The sequence below is a fragment of the Brevundimonas sp. DW-iso22 genome, assembly GCF_058725425.1.
Genome location: NZ_JBZXEB010000003.1, coordinates 152,571 through 169,696 on the forward strand (window position 1 = coordinate 152,571; position 17,126 = coordinate 169,696).

Sequence of the window (17,126 nt, forward strand, 5' to 3'; positions counted from 1 at the left end):
GCAGGAAGAGACAGACCGAAGGAGCACGACGATGACCCTGCTGGATGGACTGGCCCTGTCGCTCTTTGTCGTGTGCTGGCTGGGCTACGGACCGTTCCTGACCCTGCTGGCGCGCAGCAGCGGCTCGCTGAACGACGACATGACCGTGATCCGCCGTGTCTGGATGACGGCCATGACCCACCGCGAGGTCAGGCTGATCGACAGCCATCTGATGGGCAACTCCATCAACACCGCCAGCTTCTTCGCCTCGACCAACCTGCTGCTGATCGCGGCGGTCGCCAGCGTTCTGTTCGGCGGCGAGGCGGCCTTGCAAGGCTTTGCCGTGGTTGGAGCAGAACAGGTGCCGCTGAAACTCATGGAAGCCAAGATGGCGCTGGTGCTGGTCTGTCTGGCGCGCGGTTTCCTGGATTTCATCTGGTCGATCCGGCAGCTGAACTACGCCCTGGCCCTGATCGGAGCGGCACCGGAAGCCCATACAGAGGCGGACCGCGTGGCTTTGGGCGAGGCAGCGACGGGCGTGATGAATCCGGCCTTGGGGGCCTTCAGTCAGGGAGTGCGCGGCTATTACTTCTCGCTGGCGGCGGCCGCCTGGCTGTTCGGACCGATCTGGCTGGCGCTGGGTGTGGCCCTGACGACCGGGCTTCTGGTCTGGCGACAGGCCGGATCGCCTGCGGCGAGGGCCTTGCGGAGCGCCCGACGGCTGTTGGATCCCAAATAGCGGTCGGTCGTTCGCAGCAGCGGCACCCTGGGGGCGAAACTTGCCGCTGAAACCGGTTACGACAATCCCCTGAAGGCCAAACACCCCGTTACACAGCGTTACCGCAGGTGCGAAATACCCGCTTGACGGATTGTGCACCGCACACTAGCTTGATTTTCGACGCTTCGGCGTCATGCCCTTCCTGGGCGTTTCCTCCCTATAGACTTTTCAAGCCGCGCCTTCGGGCGCGGCCTTTTTTCTGTCTGCTACTCGGGTTGATCAGCCGTCGGACAGCAAGGCGGCGATGACCCGCGACACCCCTTTTTCACACCGTGACCACCCCGGCCCCGGCAGCCGCGTCGCCTCGTCCAAATACAGCGCGCGGTTCAGCTCGATCTGGATAGCCTGATAACCCTCAGCCGGTCGCCCCCAGACCTGCGTCGTCCAGCCGCCTGCATAGGGATGGTTCAGCGCCACCCGCCAGCCCAGACCCTCGAACAGAGCCTTCAGCCGCCGCGTCAGGGCCGGGTCGCACGCCGTCCCATGCCGGTCGCCCAGCACGACGTCGACGCCCCGCACACCAGCCCCTGTCCGTGTCACCCGCGACGGCATCGAATGCCAGTCGATCAGCACAGCCAAACCTTCACGCGCCCATGTCTCCTGCATCAGGTCCGACAGGGCCGTATGATAGGGGCGATGGACTCGATCGATCCGCCCCACCACCTCGGACATCGATAGCGTCCGATCATATAGCGGGTACCCGTCCCCCGACAGCCGGGCCACGACGCCGTATCCGGCTGAAGTGCGCAATGTCGCCGCTCCGGCCGCCACCCCCTCGATGAGCACTGGATCCAGCTCTTCGGGATCACGGTTCAGGTCCAGATAGGCCCGCCCCACCGTGGCCGCGATCACCCCGGCCCCCTGCGAAGGCCCCGAGGCGATCAACCGATCGATCAGCGCATCTTCGGCACTGCGTAGCCCCCCCTCGTCCAGATGCGGCGACGCCGCCATGTCATCGGGGTAGAGTGTGCCGGAATGCGGGGAAGCGAAGACGAACCGGCCAGGGCGTGAGGCAGACGTAACAACATAAGGCGCGCCCCTTCCCTTGCCGTCAGCCTGCTCGTCGCCACCCTGATCCATGGTCGAGCCATATCCTGTTTCGGTGTGAGGAAAACAGGCTCCGTCCACAGCTTCACCACTCGCGCAAACGGTGATTTTCATGGCCGGTTTACCGTTCCGGGCGTAGCGTCACCGCTGTAACGACGGGACGAAATCTACATATGGCGCGTATTCTTCTGGCCGAGGACGACAGTTCGCTGCGCGGCTTCCTGACACGCGCCCTGGAAAGGGCCGGCCATTCCGTGGTCGACTGCGAAAACGGCGACGACGCCATCGACGCCCTGGACCAGGGGCCGTGGGACCTGCTGCTGACCGACATCGTCATGCCCGGGGCCGACGGCATAGAGGTGGCCCGCGTCGCCGCCGCCCGACAGCCCGGCATTCGCATCATGTTCATCACCGGCTTCGCCGCCGTCGCCCTGACGGCCGCCCAGGCCAGTCCTCAGGCCAAGGTCCTGTCCAAACCCGTCCACCTGCGCGATCTGGTCGGCGAGGTCGAGAAGATGGTCGCCGCCGCATAAGCCGGCATCAGGGCGACCGATATTCGGCGCCAAACAGCCTGCGTTTCGCCCTTGCGGTCCGCGCGAAGGGTGGGGTATAGACGCCTCCTTCCCGTTCCGGGGTTTCCTCGGAACCGTCTTGGCGGATGCGTAGCTCAGCGGGAGAGCACCTCGTTGACATCGAGGGGGTCACAGGTTCAATCCCTGTCGCGTCCACCATTCCTTTCAATGACTCAGCAGCTGCACCCTAGGGTACGCTGGCCATAAACTGGCCAGAAACCCGGACGTGGGGCCCTTAGTCATAAGGTTTTGCCCCCGAGAACTGCCCTGGCATCTGAGCCAGCGAGTTCGTTTAGGAGGTTCCGGCTAGCGCCAGGAGCGGTCATTCTTCGAGCGACGACTTCGTGACATTCGGGTGGGAAGCGCAGCTATCTACACGCCCGGCAACCGGCGAGCTGCTTACCACCGTCGCCGATCGCTAGCCGGCGCGCCAGTCTGGAGCGTCAGAGGCGGGATCACAGCCGCTCAACAGACATCAGTCTGATCCCCGCGTGCCGCACGAGCCTGAGCGACATTTTCGCGGTCGGTGACTGTGCCCTCCATGAGAGCGGATTTGCCCAAGGCGCTGAAATCCGGCTGGAGTCGGTGCAGAACGCCGCCGATATGGCGGGCGTCGTGGTCAAGACGCTGATGGGCGAAACGGCATCCTATGATGCCGTCCCCTGGTTCTGGTCCAACCAGTACGACCTGAAGCTGCAGACTGTGGGATTGGCCTCAGGTTACGATGAGACCGTGGTTCGTGGTCATCCTTCGGAGGGCGGCTTTAGCGTCATCTATCTGCGGGACGGTCAGGTGATCGCATTGGACTGCGTGAACGCTGTTCGGGATTATGTTCAGGGTCGGGCGCTGGTGGCGAGCCAGATCGGCATCAGTCGAGATCTGCTTGCAGATGTTTCGATCCCTCTCAAGTCGCATGCGATCATGCAGGGCGGCTGAACGGCTGGAAGGCGAACAGGTCGAATGCGTCATAGACGGGACGAACAGGAAGGCTTGAAGCTGCCAGGACAATGATCTGGTGGGCCTCTCCGTTGATGTGTCGCCAACGTGTGTGTGCAAGCCGCTCGAAACGCTTGTACTCTGCTTCGAAGGCTCGCTCTGTGTTGACTTAGATGTCCAAGAAATGGGTGGAGAGTGTGGGTAAGGGTATAGAGGCCGATCACCCCGACAGGGTCAGGCGCGCGCTCAGTGACGGCGCCGCCGCCCGCTCGGCGCTGCAGGCTTCGTGGTGCCGCTCCATGGACCTGCATGGCCTTGACCCCGCCGAGCAAGGCCGTACCGCGACACTGACGGACATCGAGATGCGCGAGGTTTGTCAGGCCATGGAGCCCTTGACCTGTGCAGCACAGAGCGCGCTTGACCGTCTGTATCTGGCTGTCGGCGGCGCGGGGTGCTGCGTCCTGTTGACCAACGGCCAGGGCGTCGCCGTCGATCGGCGAAGTGCCGACGTTGACGATGAAACTTTTCGACGCTGGGGACTGTGGCAGGGCGCAGTCTGGTCCGAGGCTGTCGAGGGCACCAATGGTATCGGCACCTGCTTGGCCGAGCATCGTCCATTGACCATCCATAAAGACCAACATTTTCACACACGCAATATTCGCCTGTCGTGCTCCACCGCGCCGGTTCACGACCATCTCGGACGCCTTGCGGGCGCGCTAGACGTGTCGACGGCACGCGCTGATCTGACCGAAGGATTCGTCGGGCTGATCGCTGCCGCCGTGACTGAAGCGGCCCGCTCGATCGAGGCTCAGGCTTTTCGGCAAGCGTTCCCGCGGGCGCGGATTGTCCTGGCCGGAGATCCGGAACGGAGCGCCTCGGCTCTGCTGGCTGTCGATCGGCACGATCTGGTCGTCGGCGCGACGCATGCCGCTCGAATGGCCCTTGGAATCACTGACGCTCGCATAGCCGGTCAGCTTCCGGCTGAAGATGCCCTGGGCCTTGCTCCCAGCGGTGCCGAGGCCGAACTGATTGATGCCGAAAGAGGCGTGGTACGTCGGGCCCTGGCCCGTTCAAGCGGCAATGTCTCCGCCGCAGCGCGATCTCTCGGGGTCAGCCGCGCCACCCTCCACCGCAAGCTGATCCGTCTGAACCCTCACAGCTGAGTTCTGTCGCAGAGCTGCGACAGATGTGCGCCGCACCATCCAGCACCCGTCTTCCCCCGCGGGTTCTCTCGGCGTTTTCTGGTCCCAACGACGACGCCACCAACCGGCGCGCCTGGAAACAACGGAGATTCGAGATGACCAAGCCCGAGTTCATTCGCGCTGTGACGCCCAAGTTCAAGCCCCGCTACGAGAACTTCATCGGCGGCGAGTGGGTCGCGCCCGTCGCGGGCCGCTATTTCGAGAACACCTCCCCGGTCAACGGTCGCGTCCTCTGCGAAGTCGCCCAGTCGGACGCCGCCGATGTCGAACTGGCCCTCAACGCCGCCCACAAGGCGAAGGACGCCTGGGGTCGCACCAGCGTCACCGAACGCGCCATCATGCTGAACCGCATCGCCGACCGCATGGAAGAAAACCTGCAGGCCATCGCCGAGGCCGAGACCTGGGAGAACGGCAAGCCCGTCCGCGAGACGCTTGCCGCCGACATCCCCTTGGCCATCGACCATTTCCGCTATTTCGCCGGCTGCATCCGCGCCCAGGAAGGCGGCATCTCGCAGCTCGACAACGACACCGTCGCCTATCACTTCCACGAACCGCTGGGCGTCGTGGGCCAGATCATCCCCTGGAACTTCCCCATCCTGATGGCCGCCTGGAAGCTGGCCCCCGCGCTGGCCGCAGGCAACTGCGTCGTCCTCAAGCCCGCCGAACAGACGCCCGCCTCGATCCTGCTGGTCATCGAACTGATCCAGGACCTGATCCCCGCCGGCGTCCTCAACGTCGTCTCGGGCACCGGCAAGGCCGTCGGCGAACCCCTGGCCACAAACCCGCGCATCGCCAAGATCGCCTTCACGGGCTCCACCGTCGTGGGCCAGAAGATCATGGAGTACGCGACCCAGAACATCATCCCGGTCACGCTCGAACTTGGCGGCAAGTCGCCCAACGTCTTCTTCAAGGACGTGATGGATCACGACGACGCCTTCCTCGACAAAGCGCTGGAAGGCTTCGCCATGTTCGCGCTGAACCAGGGCGAGGTCTGCACCTGCCCGAGCCGGGCCCTGATCCACGAGGACATCTACGACGCCTTCATGGAGAAGGCGATCGCACGCGTCGAGGCGATCGTCGCCGGCGATCCGCTGGATCCCAATACGATGGTCGGCGCCCAGGCGTCGGACGTGCAGCTGAAGAAAATCCTCGGCTATCTCGACATCGGCCGTGCCGAGGGTGCCGAGGTCCTGACCGGCGGCGATCAGCCCGCACTCTCCGGTGACCTGGCCGGTGGCTATTACGTCAAGCCGACCATCTTCAAGGGCACCAACGACATGCGGGTATTCCAGGAAGAGATTTTCGGTCCGGTCCTGTCGGTGACCACCTTCAAGACGCTGGAAGAGGCCATCGAGATCGCCAACGACACCGAGTACGGCCTGGGCGCCGGTGTCTGGTCTCGCGACATGAACACCGCCTACCGCGCCGGTCGCGGCATCCAGGCGGGCCGGGTCTGGACCAACTGTTACCACGCCTATCCGGCCCACGCGGCGTTCGGCGGCTACAAGAAGTCCGGCATCGGGCGAGAGAACCATCGGATGATGCTGGACCACTACCAGCAGACCAAGAACCTGCTGGTCAGCTACAGCCCCGACAAGCTCGGCTTCTTCTGACGAGCGGCTTGAATCCCTGATGAGAAGGCCCCGCCGTTTCCGGCGGGGCCTCGATCTATTCAGCGGTGAGGCCGAAACTTGCTCACGCAGTCTTGGTCACGACGCCAACGGCTCCGACAGGGGTCTATGCGGCTGCCTCTAGGTTTGCGCCACCGCTGCCGCTGCCGCCGCTGCCGGTGGTTTCGGTTGCGTGAGTGGCGTGCCGACCGAAATCCTCGACTGATTGACGCAAAAGCGCTGCTGTATCGCCATCCCGGGCCTGATCAGAAAGCCCCCGAGCAAAAATCGTGACGACCGCTGCCGTTGCGCTGGCCTTTTTAAGTGGAAGCCAAGTCTCTAGTGCCACCGACAGCGCTGCTTGGTAGGCTCGACGCCGCGCCCTCAAATGGAGCACGAGATGGCGTTGGCCAGGAACGTCTGCGATCTGTCCTCCGAGGATCATGCAGCCTTTCGGCGATCCTGACTTGGTGATCCGCCTCACCAAGTCGTCCAGCATACGATCCAATCCTTTGGATAGGCTCGAAGCTGTCGTGACAGCGGACATGTCCAAGAAGGCGACTTCCTCCTCGAAGGCGCCGACTACTTGGACATACAGCGCCGCCTTGCTGCCAAAGCATGCGTAGAGACTCGGTTGGGAGATCGCCATGGCCTCGGCGAGGTGACGCATAGACGTAGCGTCGAAGCCCAAGAGCCAAAACCGCTTCATCGCTTTGGCCAGCGCCTGATCGCGGTCGAATTCGCGAGGCCGACCACGAAAACGTTCCGTTACCATAACGATCGCTCTAGAATGCTGACGACAGGGCGGCATTTTTAATGATCGATCGCTACATAATGGTTACCATAGCTCGACAATAAAATGTAGCGACTGTTATAGATTTCCCAAATCAGCGATCGACGCGCTTGACCAAGATCTGGTGCGACTTGAACTCGATGAAGCTTGGAGCGGGATAACCGGCGTGAGCGCTGCGAAGTGCGCCGTAGGCAGCGAGCTCGCCCTGCCCGTTGAACAGAGCCATGCCCCGGACCATAGGTTGGCCGGGGATCTCAAAGCGCACTGGGCGGTGGATAGTCAGGTGCGACGAACTACGCGGTGATAGGGCCACCGCCTGACGCGTGTAGCCGTCGTCGTCCAGCACCACGGCACCGTATCCATCCGGATCCGGCAGATCCAGCAGTAGGGCCAGATAGACAGAAGCTGGATACGCGCGATCCTGCTTAACGCGGAGTGATGGTGCGAGCTCGGCGGTGAACGGGCTCTGCATATAGAGCCTGGCCCGACCGGGGCGCGCAGTGAACATGGTCATCGTGGTGTGGTCCTGATTGAGATGGCGGTGGACTTGGTTTCATCCGGGCGTTGGCGACCGGACTAGTGGGCGGCGGTGCTCGGTAGTTCGGCCCAGCCGCAGAACCGTTGGACGCCACGACAACCGATCCGGAACTGGGCGAAGTCATCGGCTTGCACGGCGCTGACGACACCCTTCAACCCGATTTGCCGCGCGATTGGATCGGACAGACCCATCAAGATAGAGACGAGATCGAACAGGTCGTCGGCGTCAATTTCGATCGCCGGATTGGTTCGCAGCGACGCCAAACCGCCCTGCTGACGGGAGCGCTCGGTGATCACAGCGTCAAGGATGGTCAGGCTATCACGCACGCGCGCATCGATATTGCCCCGGACCGCTGCGGCGGCGATCTCGGCTGTCAGGGCGGCTTGTCCCGTCCGGCTCCCGATGTTTGAAGACATAGCTCGCTCCTCCCGCACTAGGCGACCACAGCCGCGATCAGCTCGGCGTTGCTGACCGGTTCGTGCATACCGCGAGGATAATCGAGCGCGTCCAAGCCGACGCCCGTGCGCCGCATCACGGCAGCCGCTGCCCGCAGCTCGGTCAGTTCGTTCCTGCCTTGTTGGATCAGGCAGAGGCACGCCGCTTCCAGCAGCACGATCCGGTGGGTCGGGTCGCCCAATAGGGCGACATCGCGGGAAAACTCAGCGAGGGGCACACGCCCGAGCTGCAGCTTGTCGAGAATGAGGTCGATGACCTCGCCCCCGGGGTTGCGGATGATCGGAACCTCGAGCGTCGATGGGTCCTCGTTCAGCGCGATATCTTCAGCAGTTTCGATCGCGATCAAGATGCCGTCAGGGTCGTTCTGGAGCGTGAGGGCGCACAACATGTGGACGCACATCCAGAAACGGTAGCCAGCGCACGGGTGGCCTGCCGCCAGCTCGGTCGCCTTCGCGAGGTGGTTCAAAATGCCGTCGTTCATGGCGGGTGTTCCTTTGTAATTGGGCGGACGTGGGGAAGGGATGGGCACGCGCTGTCGCACGGTCAGCGCAGTCGGACTTTTGTGAGCCGGCGTGCGACGGCTAGCGTCAGGCTGCGTCAGGGCGTCTCGGGTCGCTTCTCCTAACCTGTTGTTTTTGCTCGAACTGAGCGGATAAAAAACCCACGACCCATGAGTTCGAATCGCCCCCCGGCGGTGGGGCAAGCGATTGAAGTTGCGAGGTTTTGGGCGACGTCCCGGCCAGGCGACGGACTCGGCAGCGGACTCGACAGCGGACTCGCGACGGACTCGACGCGAACGGCCTGTTCCGGGGACTGGCGGTCTGCCCGCCAGCAGAAGAATCACAAGGAGTCGGACGTGCACCCGCAAAGCCGCCGATCCGGCAGGACCCGATCAGTCAGCAGATGCGGGGCCAAGCGCGCCAGGCCCCGGATCGGTCCGCAGACCGGCGTTCTTCAGCTTTGGCGTATCCGAAGACCCGGCCCGTCTGAATCGGCGTCGAGGAAGCGCACGCCCAGCTGTGCGAACGTCTCGATCAGGCGTTGAGCGTTGGCCGGCGTCAGGGCCTCAAGCCCATCTTTTTCAGCCCGCTGCACCGTGCTGACGCCCAGCGTGGCCTCGGCCGCCAGGGCCTGGAGACTCAACCCCAAACCCGCCCGCGCGGCGCGCATCTGGGCGCGCGTGGGTGAATTCAGGTCATGTGAACGACTATTGACCATGGGGATCGGGCATGATAGCGGCTGGACTGTGAACAAAAATCGTTCATATGAACAAAATGAGTTGTCCCATGACGTTCCTGTCTTCCTACATGATTCAGCCGGTCAGCGCGATGCGCCAGCACCCCGAACTGATCCCTGACGCGCCGGGGCTGTACGCCCTGATCCTTGACCATCCCGAGGCGTTGGAGCCGGCGCTGGAGCGCGCCAGCTTGCGGCTCGAACATGTCCGCTTGGGCCGCCGCTGCGTCCTCTACATCGGAGCCACCGACGACAGCCTGCGCCGGCGCGTCAAATGCCACCTGTCCAACGACACCGGCCGCTCGACGTTTCGCATGTCGCTGGGCGCTGTGCTGGCCGAGGAGCTCGGTCTCGTCGCCCGGCCCATCCCCGGCGAATCCTACTTCTGCTTCGAGCCCTCCAGCGAGGCGGTGTTGAGCGCCTGGATCGGGGCCCACGTCTCCGTCGCGGTCAAGCCGGCGCTCGAGGCGCGCGCCAAGGAGCCGGCCCTGATCCGCACCCAGCAACCGCCCCTCAACATCTCCAGCCGCGGCGCCTCGTTCGAGACCGGAGTGATGTTGATGCTGCGCCGTCGCTGCCAGGGTCTGGCGTTCGATCCCGGGAGCCTGAACTGATGGGCGGGCCCCATGACCCCGGACCGCCTTCCGCGCGCATGACAACTGCGGAAGTGTGCGCGCGTGCGCGGATCTCGCGCGCATCGCTGTGGCGCCGTGTCGCCGACGGCCGGCTGCCGGCGCCGATCGATCATGCCCGTCAGGCCCTCTTTTGCTCGGCCGCGGTCGAGCGGGCGCTGGGCCTGCACGCGGCCCCGGAACCGTCGGCCCTAGAGCGGGCCATCGCCGAGAAAATCGCGCGGCGCCGCCTGACGCACGATGCGGGTTGATTTGTGACCAGCGGTCAGATATAGGCCGCGCCCTGCGGCTAATTCTGACTAATGGTCAGTGAAACGGAGATCTTTAATTCTGACCATTGGTCAGCCGGGGACGTCGCCCGGTCGATAGGGAGGTGAAGGAAGATGGGTAATTCGATCGGCTACTATGTGGAGAAGCGAGCCCTCGCGAATGGTCGCGTGCGGCTGCGCTTCGTTGTGCCGGAGCGTTTGCGGCCCGCTGGCTACCCGGCGACGCGGCCGATCTTCCTCGACGGCGAGGAGGGGGTGGATCTCGAGAATCTGACCCCGGCTCAGCACGCAGAGCTGCGGCGCCAGGCCGAGGCCTACTACGCGGATTTCCGCAAAGCCCGCGCGGGCGTGCAGGAGGTCAGCGCCGTGGCGCTGACCTCCACGCCGATGCAGACCTGGCGGCGGATCATCGGCGTTCGGCGCTGCTCCGAACACTGGCTGGGCTTGAAGGAGCGCACGGTCGAGGGCTACAGCGATCACCAGCAGAACATCTTGAAGATCGCGCTCAAACACGGGCTCGACATCGCCTCAACCCCGCAGCCGGGATTCGAAGCGGCGTTCCGGGCCGAGAACAGCAGCCTGTGGCAGCGCAAGGCCTTCTATAAGGAACTCCGGAAACTCTGCGAAATCGCCATCCAGGACGGCACGCGGCCAGCGCACATGACGATCACGTCGTGCACGAAGCCTGAAGCCAGGCCCATCCAGCTGTGGACGCCCGATGACGTCTACGCGCTGGTGACGGAATGCCTGCGCGAACACGAAGCTGGATTGGCCAAGCTCATTCTGGCGCAGTGGGAGATTGGTCAGCGGCTGACGAGCGCACGCAACCTGCGCTACGGCCACAACTACAAGGACGGCTGCTTTTTCTTCAAATGCCGCAAAACGGGCGCGCCCATCCGCCTGTGGGTTACCAACCCCTCGGCCCGACAGCTCCTGGATCGCGACTTCCGCCACGGCGAATACATGTTCGTTAGCGGCAAAACCGGCAAGCCCTTCAGCGAAGGACAGCTCGCAGGCCGTTTCGGCTACATCCGACTGAAGGCCGTCGGCTACAAGAAAAGCCGGCTTCAGCTGCGTTGGCTCAGGCATTCCCTGCTGGTCGTGTTGGGGCGCGCCGGCGCCACGATCCCGGAGATCGCCGCCGTCACGGGCCACACGCTGGCTCACTGCTACAGAACGCTGGAGCATTATCTGAGCCGCGACGAACGCACCGCCGCGGTCGCCATGGCCAAGCGCGAGAAGCTTCGCCTCGACGGGATCGAGGGCGAGCACCTGGTCAACGCCGCGCGGCGTTTGTGGATCGGCGACCAGTTCCGCACGGAGCTGCCGCTCACCCCCCGCGAGCTGAAGCTTTATGGCCCGGTTTAACGCCGAGAAACTCGCGTTCGTTCTGGAACAGCACGTCGTACGCGGCCCGGAACACCTGTCCTGTGATTCGGGTGACCGTCTCCACAGCAGGGAGCTCTCTCGATCCGCGGGGACCGTCGAACATGACGTTAATCTCTTCCTTGTCCCAGATGTCCCCTTTGCGATCGCGTCGTGCCAAGCGGAGCTCGACACTGGGGTTGGGCCGGTGAAACAGCAGGTGGACCGCGTATCCGACTTCGGGAGCCATGGGCCCCATGTGTCCGCTATCTATCGGAGCCTCACCCAGGCCGATCGAGGGCCCGATCAGCGGCGCCAGTTCGATCAACGCAGCGATCGTGTGTACCAGGTCAGGGGCCGTTTTGAGGGCGCGCAGTTCCGTCGGCTTGATACCCATCCAGAAGCCCTTCAACGTCGACAGCTCCCGGGCCGCCGCCTTCGCCTCACCCGGGGTGGCGGCGCCGTACAGTCCGATGATCAGATAGGCGGCGTCCAAGGGCGTCATGTGGGCTGCCGCCCGGCCTCGGCCCGAGGTCTGGATCAGACCATCCTCGCGAACCTCGCGCGCGACGTGGTCGACGGCCTTGCGAGGCCGACCATCCACGGCCGTCAGGGCATCCACCAAGGCAGGAAGTCGAGCCATCGCGCGTTCTCAGTCGCCCAGACCATGCGCCGGGGATTTCTGACCTATAATCAGAAAACGCTCGTCGGTCCACTTCTCGGACCACACCGCCCACAGAGCTGGAGCCGGTGAGTGATGAACCCCGCCCTGGCCGAGAAGCCTGCGGGCTTGCCCGCGTTCGACGCCGCCCTGATCCGGACGATTGGGGCGACGACGACCCCATCACGCTCGTTGAGGCCGTGGCGATCTTCTTCCCTGACGGCCCGCTCACCGTATCGTCGCTGCGTACCGAAATCCGCAAAGGCAATCTGCGCGCCGCCAAGGTCACTGGCCGGTTGTTCGTCACGCCAGCGGCGCTGCGCGGTCTGTTCGAGTTGCGCACATGGGTAGACCAGCAAAGGGTGCTCGCCTCTACCTGCGCGCCGGGCGCACCGACCCCAAGACCCGCCGCCCGGTCGCCCCAATCTACTTCATCAGGGACGGCGCTAAAAACATCAGCACCGGTTGCGGCCCGGAGCGCCTTGAAGAAGCTGAAATCGCGCTCGCCGAGTACGTGACGGCGCGCCGGGCGGCTTGCCGGCCGCAAGGGCGGGCCCAGGATCCTGAAGAGGTTTTGATCGACGAAGTCGTGGCGCTCTACGCGCTCGAGAAGGGGCCGAAATCCGCCGACCCGGTCTCATTGGCGTCGAGGCTCAGCGCCGTGCTGGATTGGTGGTCGGGAAAGACGCTGGGCGACATTCGCCGAAGCAGCTGCCAGGCGTTCGTGGAGCATCGTTGTCGCCAGCCGGTGAAGACGTTCAAGGATCCCGCCCTGGCGCGAAGGGTCAGTCCGGCCGGCGCCCGGCGTGAGTTGGAGGACCTGTCGGCGGCTACAACCTACTGGGCCGCCGAGCACCCGCTGTCCCGCAAGGTCATCTTCACCTACCCCGAGACAAGCCGCGAGAGCGCGCGCGACGCCCTGAGCAGAGACCAGGTGGCCGCCTTGCTGCGCGCCGCTCGCGGCAGTCGCTTGCACAACGGGCGCTGGCAGCCCACGGTGGCTTCTACGCGGTCAAACCGGGCCCACCTGCGCCGGTTCGTCCTGCTTGGCGTCTACAGCGGCAGCCGCCCCGGCGTGTTGCCCAAGCTTCGGTGGGAGCCGTCGGACGACAGCGCCTGGGTCGACCTCGAACGGGGCTGGATTTTCCGGCGAGGGCGCAAGGAGAAGGACCAGCCGAACAAGCGCCGCCCGATGCACCGCATTCCAAAGCGCCTGCTCGAACACCTGAAACGCTGGCGCCGGCAGGACGAGGCGCTGAACGTTGCTCGCGTGGAACGGGGGCTGGCGCCCGTCGAGACCGTTCTGCACCACGGCGGCAGGAGCCTGCGTGGCCGGATACGCACCGGATACGAGGGCATCGTGAAGGATGCCGGCCTGCCCGAGGCGGTTACGCCGCACTGGCAACGCCACACCTGCGCGACGTGGTTGATGGAAGCCGATGTGCCGATCCGGCGGGCCGCACAGTATCTGGGCATGACGCCGCGAACCCTTGAGCGGGTCTATGGGCATCTGCGTCCCGACCATCAGAGCGACGTCAGCGCGGCCCTGAGTTCCGCCAGTGGTCGCGCCCGCGCTAAGGGATGACGGCGTTCAGGTCGTCTGGGCCGAAGTAGGTGACGTCGACGCCCTTGGCTCGAGCGGTAAGACGTAGCAGGCCGCTGTGGTTCTCGTTCAGGTCGCCGAACAGCGTGCCGACTACTTCGTAGTCCTTGTTCATCAGACGATCCGAAGACCCTGGCATCAACCGTAAAGGCGTCCCGTCAGGTAAGTCGTCCTCGCTCCATACGACGTGGCCGTGATGGTCCTGACGCGCCCAAGCGTCGATCTGATCGGGCCTCACCCCGCCGATGAATTCCAGCCACAGATCCCGGGTCTCCGGGGTCGGCCAGGCCGGGTTGGCGTTTAGCGCCAGAACCTCCGGGGTGCGCAACCAGGCCTTCAGCTCGCCGAGAGTCTCAAACTCGCCCTCGCCGTCGGCCACCGCCTTCTGCGCGCCTGAGCGCGACGCGAAGCCGGATTGGATGAGCACCATGGCGCTGCGGTTGAGCACGCCCGTTTCGCAGACGCCCGGCGCCAAACCTTGCTCAAAATCGTCGAGTCCGAGGCCATGGGCGGTCCTGTAGTCGCGCGCCAGGCCATGAACCCGAACTGATTCAAGCGCCCAGGGGAGCCGGTACAGGAAGGCGTCTTCGATGAAGCGCAGGACCTCGCTGTCGCCAGCAACGAAAGCGCTCATCGGTTTGCCTTCGAGCCAGGCCCGTAGCAGGTCGCGCCAATCCGCGGGGAGGTCATTGGGTTGGAATGGGGCGATGTCGAAAACGATCTCGGCGAAGGCCGTAAGCGCTTCGATGGCGGCTTCAGGATCCTTGGTCGACACACCACCATTGGCGCGAAGCAGCAGTTCAATCAGCTCGTCAGAGCGCAGGTCGAGTTGCTGACCGGTCTCGAAGCCCAGGCCTGCAAGGAAGTAGCCGCGACGCTGAACAGCAGTGGTGTGACCCCAGATGAACTTCGCCCGCTGGACAAGAAGCTGCCGATAGAAGGGCTGGACCGCGACGTCGGTGCGCGCGATCCGTCGGCTCCAAAGCGAACTTGCCAAGGCGGTGTCGAGCGCGGCTTCGATGTCGGCGTCGGCGACATCTTCTTCGCCGAGCATGCCGAGTACGGCTGTGTCCAGATAGGTGATGTAGGCGCCCCAGTTGCGAGCTTCGAACGCTACTGCATCGGCGTCCTCACCCGGCAGACCCGAGAAGGTCCAGTCCGGCATGCCCAGGATGTAGTCCATGAACGGCTTCAGATCGTCGGTGCCGAGCTTGCGTTGCATCCGGGCCAACAGAGATGCCACCAGGCGCAGCAGCCCGCTTTCCATGTTCAACTTGCCGGCTTCGCCCACCAGCTTGGTCCATGCGACCCGCCGCGTACCGGGATTGTCGAACATCGGATAGAGGACAAGTCCCTGAACATCGACGAACGCCCGGCCCGCGCGGCCGACGATGTTCTTGAAATCCGACGCGGCCATCACGTCCCGATCCCGGTACAGGCCGTGGAACAGCAGAGTGGTGGCGGCGAGGTTGAGACCCTGCGCCAGGGTCGGCGAGGAAATTGTCAGCTTGAGAACTCCGTCGCGCAGCAAAGCCTCGACCTCGCGGCGATACGGGGTAGGCAGCGCCCCATGGTGGACGGCTACGCCCAGACGCAGCGCCTGTAGCAGGACGTGGTCATCGCCTAACCATTCGGCGCCGATCGCCAAGGCCTTGTCGAGGCGAGGATCGTCTTCCTGGATCAGAGGCTCGATTAACCCCCACCGGTGCAAATCGACCACGGCCTTGGCAAACGGTTCGACCGACTTGCGTCGGGGGCAATAGACCAGAACACTTTGGCCGTCGTCGATCAGTGTCCAGGCCGTGGCCAGCACGAACTCGCGCTGATCCGCCGGAAAGAGCTTTTTGCGTTTGCCCTTCGTCGGCGCTTTGGCGTCGAAGAAGCGCGGTACGAACGGCGTTTCGTCGCCCATGGTAATGGACAGCCGGGCCCGATCGCCTCGCCATTCCACATCGCCGAACCGCAGGCGCGTCGGGCGCCAGTCCTTCTGGACCAGCCCCTGACCTACGTCGCCGGCTACCCAGCCGACGAAGTCCTCAAGCTGGTCGCCGTCCGGCAGGATGGCAGACAGGCATACGATCCGACGCTGCGCTGCATCGGCCCGCCGCAGCAGGCGTTGAATCTGCACCTCATAGCGCACTTCCCGCTCGCTCAACCCGATCATGTGCCCCTCATCGAGGATGACCAAGCCGACGTCGTCCAAAAGCGTGGGGTCGTTGCGCAAGGCGAAGTCGAGCTTCTCGGGCGTCGCCACGACGATGTCGCGCGACGTCATCAGGCTCTGGTCGGCGTCACTGACGCCGATGCTGCCATAGAGTCCTGAAACGGTTTTGCCCAGGGGTCGGAAGGTGCGGTTCAGGGCGACCTCCGTCTGGGCCGACAGGGCGCGCAATGGCGTGATGAACATCACCCTCTTGCCAGCCGCCAGACAGGCCAGGATGCACAACTCGCCGATGCGGGTCTTGCCTGCGCTCGTCGGCAGCGAGACGACCAGATTCTGCTCGATCCGCATCGCCCGTTTCGCCGCGTCAATCTGGGAGGGCCACAGATCAATCTCTGCGCGGGAGCGGCTGTGCAATGAGGCGACGAACAGTTCACGCAAGCCCTGCCAGTTCGGCAGTCCCGGTCCACCGTCCGTAGGCAGCACCGCGTGGAAGCTACAGTCCCACAGTTCGCCGAACAGATGGCGGGCCATCCGATGCGCCCACCATTGCGGCACCATGTTCAGTGCGGTGGCGTCGCGAAGTCCCTCGTCGAAACGCTCCAGCGCTTCGTCCAGCAAGGTGCGTTCACCCCGCTCGAACGCCAGCAGCGCCGTTGCGGAAGCAGTCATAAATCCGGAGGTCAGCGCGATGTCGGCGATGTCGCCCAGTTCGTCGTTGGCTTCGTCATCGGGAGCCGGCTGCGGCTCTTCGGGCAGGATGGCGGAGAGACGCGCAAACAGGCGATCGTCATCAGCCCGCTCCCCCATACACCAGTCTGACACCAAGGCTTGAAGCCGGTCGATCCGGCGCAGCATGAGCAGAGCCAGAACTTGCTCAATGGGCGAGACATTGCTGTTGTCGAGCGCCTCGGCGTCGAACGGCGAAAGCAATGAGTAAGCCCGGGCCGAGTACCGGCCTACGTGATAGGCGCCGGCGGCCATGACGCGATGGAACGCGCGGTCGGGGCTATCGGCGGCGTTGGTGATCGCCGCCTCAAGGGCCTCGGCGGCGCCGGCGCAGGCCGTGCGAGCCACGTCGAGTTGCTCGCCCTGCTCAAGCAGACGCAATCCCTGTGTCAGAAGGGCGTAGCCGTAGGCCAGCAGATCGTAACTGAGGCTCGGCGAGAAGCGCGGCGCCCCATCGGGAACGGCGCCGTCGCGCTGGATCATTGCTCGCGCCTGACCACGCGCCAGCAGCCGACCCCGAAAGCCGGGTTCGGTCGCCCGACGGATGGCGTCAGCGATG

17 protein-coding genes and 1 tRNA gene are annotated in these 17,126 nt (G+C 64.4%); 11 read left to right on the forward strand and 7 right to left on the reverse strand.

Annotated elements, in window-relative coordinates; all coding sequences use genetic code 11:
* Positions 1-31: 31 nt before the first annotated feature.
* Positions 32-718: a DUF599 domain-containing protein gene (locus AC4PRM_RS04300; protein WP_373256956.1), complete on the forward strand. Its 687-nt coding sequence runs from the start codon at positions 32-34 to the stop codon at positions 716-718.
* A gap of 258 nt (positions 719-976) precedes the next feature.
* On the opposite strand, the gene AC4PRM_RS04305 is transcribed toward AC4PRM_RS04300, so the two are convergent.
* Positions 977-1,918, reverse strand: coding sequence for an N-formylglutamate amidohydrolase (locus tag AC4PRM_RS04305; RefSeq protein WP_492038918.1), 942 nt, complete (start codon positions 1,916-1,918; stop codon positions 977-979).
* Positions 1,919-1,977: 59 nt separating this feature from the next.
* Here AC4PRM_RS04305 and cpdR point away from each other — a divergent pair, with 59 nt between their 5' ends.
* From cpdR to exaC, 5 genes are all read left to right on the forward strand, one after another.
* Positions 1,978-2,337, forward strand: coding sequence for a cell cycle two-component system response regulator CpdR (gene cpdR, locus AC4PRM_RS04310; protein ID WP_296170203.1), 360 nt, complete (start codon positions 1,978-1,980; stop codon positions 2,335-2,337).
* A gap of 123 nt (positions 2,338-2,460) precedes the next feature.
* Positions 2,461-2,535: transfer RNA gene (locus AC4PRM_RS04315), tRNA-Val, on the forward strand.
* 426 nt (positions 2,536-2,961) lie between these two features.
* The gene (locus AC4PRM_RS04320; protein WP_444591195.1) at positions 2,962-3,312 is read left to right on the forward strand and encodes an oxidoreductase C-terminal domain-containing protein; all 351 of its coding nucleotides are present in this window, start codon (positions 2,962-2,964) and stop codon (positions 3,310-3,312) included.
* Between the two features lie 173 nt (positions 3,313-3,485).
* Positions 3,486-4,475, forward strand: a complete 990-nt coding sequence (locus AC4PRM_RS04325) for a GAF domain-containing protein (RefSeq protein WP_444591196.1) — start codon at positions 3,486-3,488, stop codon at positions 4,473-4,475.
* 134 nt (positions 4,476-4,609) lie between these two features.
* Positions 4,610-6,127, forward strand: a complete 1,518-nt coding sequence (exaC, locus tag AC4PRM_RS04330) for an acetaldehyde dehydrogenase ExaC (protein WP_305639897.1) — start codon at positions 4,610-4,612, stop codon at positions 6,125-6,127.
* A gap of 124 nt (positions 6,128-6,251) precedes the next feature.
* On the opposite strand, the gene AC4PRM_RS04335 is transcribed toward exaC, so the two are convergent.
* The gene (locus AC4PRM_RS04335; RefSeq protein WP_373259221.1) at positions 6,252-6,899 is read right to left on the reverse strand and encodes a TetR/AcrR family transcriptional regulator; all 648 of its coding nucleotides are present in this window, start codon (positions 6,897-6,899) and stop codon (positions 6,252-6,254) included.
* 112 nt (positions 6,900-7,011) lie between these two features.
* A complete protein-coding gene (locus AC4PRM_RS04340; protein WP_373259222.1) occupies positions 7,012-7,431 on the reverse strand; it encodes a hypothetical protein in 420 nt (139 codons plus the stop codon).
* A gap of 107 nt (positions 7,432-7,538) precedes the next feature.
* Here AC4PRM_RS04340 and AC4PRM_RS04345 point away from each other — a divergent pair, with 107 nt between their 5' ends.
* A complete protein-coding gene (locus AC4PRM_RS04345) occupies positions 7,539-7,865 on the forward strand; it encodes a hypothetical protein (protein ID WP_492038919.1) in 327 nt (108 codons plus the stop codon).
* 23 nt (positions 7,866-7,888) lie between these two features.
* Here AC4PRM_RS04345 and AC4PRM_RS04350 read toward each other — a convergent pair whose 3' ends face one another.
* Both AC4PRM_RS04350 and AC4PRM_RS04355 read right to left on the reverse strand, forming a co-directional pair.
* Positions 7,889-8,392, reverse strand: coding sequence for a hypothetical protein (locus AC4PRM_RS04350; protein ID WP_492038920.1), 504 nt, complete (start codon positions 8,390-8,392; stop codon positions 7,889-7,891).
* A 473-nt stretch (positions 8,393-8,865) separates the two neighbouring features.
* Positions 8,866-9,054, reverse strand: coding sequence for a hypothetical protein (locus tag AC4PRM_RS04355; protein WP_492038921.1), 189 nt, complete (start codon positions 9,052-9,054; stop codon positions 8,866-8,868).
* A gap of 143 nt (positions 9,055-9,197) precedes the next feature.
* Between AC4PRM_RS04355 and AC4PRM_RS04360 the strand changes: the two genes are divergently transcribed.
* From AC4PRM_RS04360 to AC4PRM_RS04370, 3 genes are all read left to right on the forward strand, one after another.
* Positions 9,198-9,761: a GIY-YIG nuclease family protein gene (locus tag AC4PRM_RS04360; protein WP_492038922.1), complete on the forward strand. Its 564-nt coding sequence runs from the start codon at positions 9,198-9,200 to the stop codon at positions 9,759-9,761.
* Positions 9,761-10,030 carry a helix-turn-helix transcriptional regulator gene (locus AC4PRM_RS04365; RefSeq protein WP_492038923.1) on the forward strand — a complete coding sequence of 90 codons (270 nt, stop codon included), beginning with the start codon at positions 9,761-9,763 and terminating at the stop codon, positions 10,028-10,030. The genes AC4PRM_RS04360 and AC4PRM_RS04365 overlap by 1 nt, the downstream gene beginning before the upstream one ends.
* Positions 10,031-10,162: 132 nt before the next feature.
* A complete protein-coding gene (locus tag AC4PRM_RS04370) occupies positions 10,163-11,416 on the forward strand; it encodes a site-specific integrase (protein ID WP_492038924.1) in 1,254 nt (417 codons plus the stop codon).
* Here AC4PRM_RS04370 and AC4PRM_RS04375 read toward each other — a convergent pair.
* Positions 11,379-12,056, reverse strand: coding sequence for a hypothetical protein (locus AC4PRM_RS04375; protein ID WP_492038925.1), 678 nt, complete (start codon positions 12,054-12,056; stop codon positions 11,379-11,381). The genes AC4PRM_RS04370 and AC4PRM_RS04375 overlap by 38 nt on opposite strands.
* A 361-nt stretch (positions 12,057-12,417) precedes the next feature.
* Here AC4PRM_RS04375 and AC4PRM_RS04380 point away from each other — a divergent pair, with 361 nt between their 5' ends.
* Positions 12,418-13,659, forward strand: a complete 1,242-nt coding sequence (locus AC4PRM_RS04380; protein ID WP_492038926.1) for a tyrosine-type recombinase/integrase — start codon at positions 12,418-12,420, stop codon at positions 13,657-13,659.
* Here the strand turns inward: AC4PRM_RS04380 and AC4PRM_RS04385 are convergent.
* Positions 13,649-17,050 (reverse strand): DEAD/DEAH box helicase, encoded by a 3,402-nt coding sequence (locus AC4PRM_RS04385; protein WP_492038927.1) that lies wholly within the window; start codon positions 17,048-17,050, stop codon positions 13,649-13,651. The genes AC4PRM_RS04380 and AC4PRM_RS04385 overlap by 11 nt on opposite strands.
* Between the last annotated feature and the right edge of the window lie 76 nt (positions 17,051-17,126).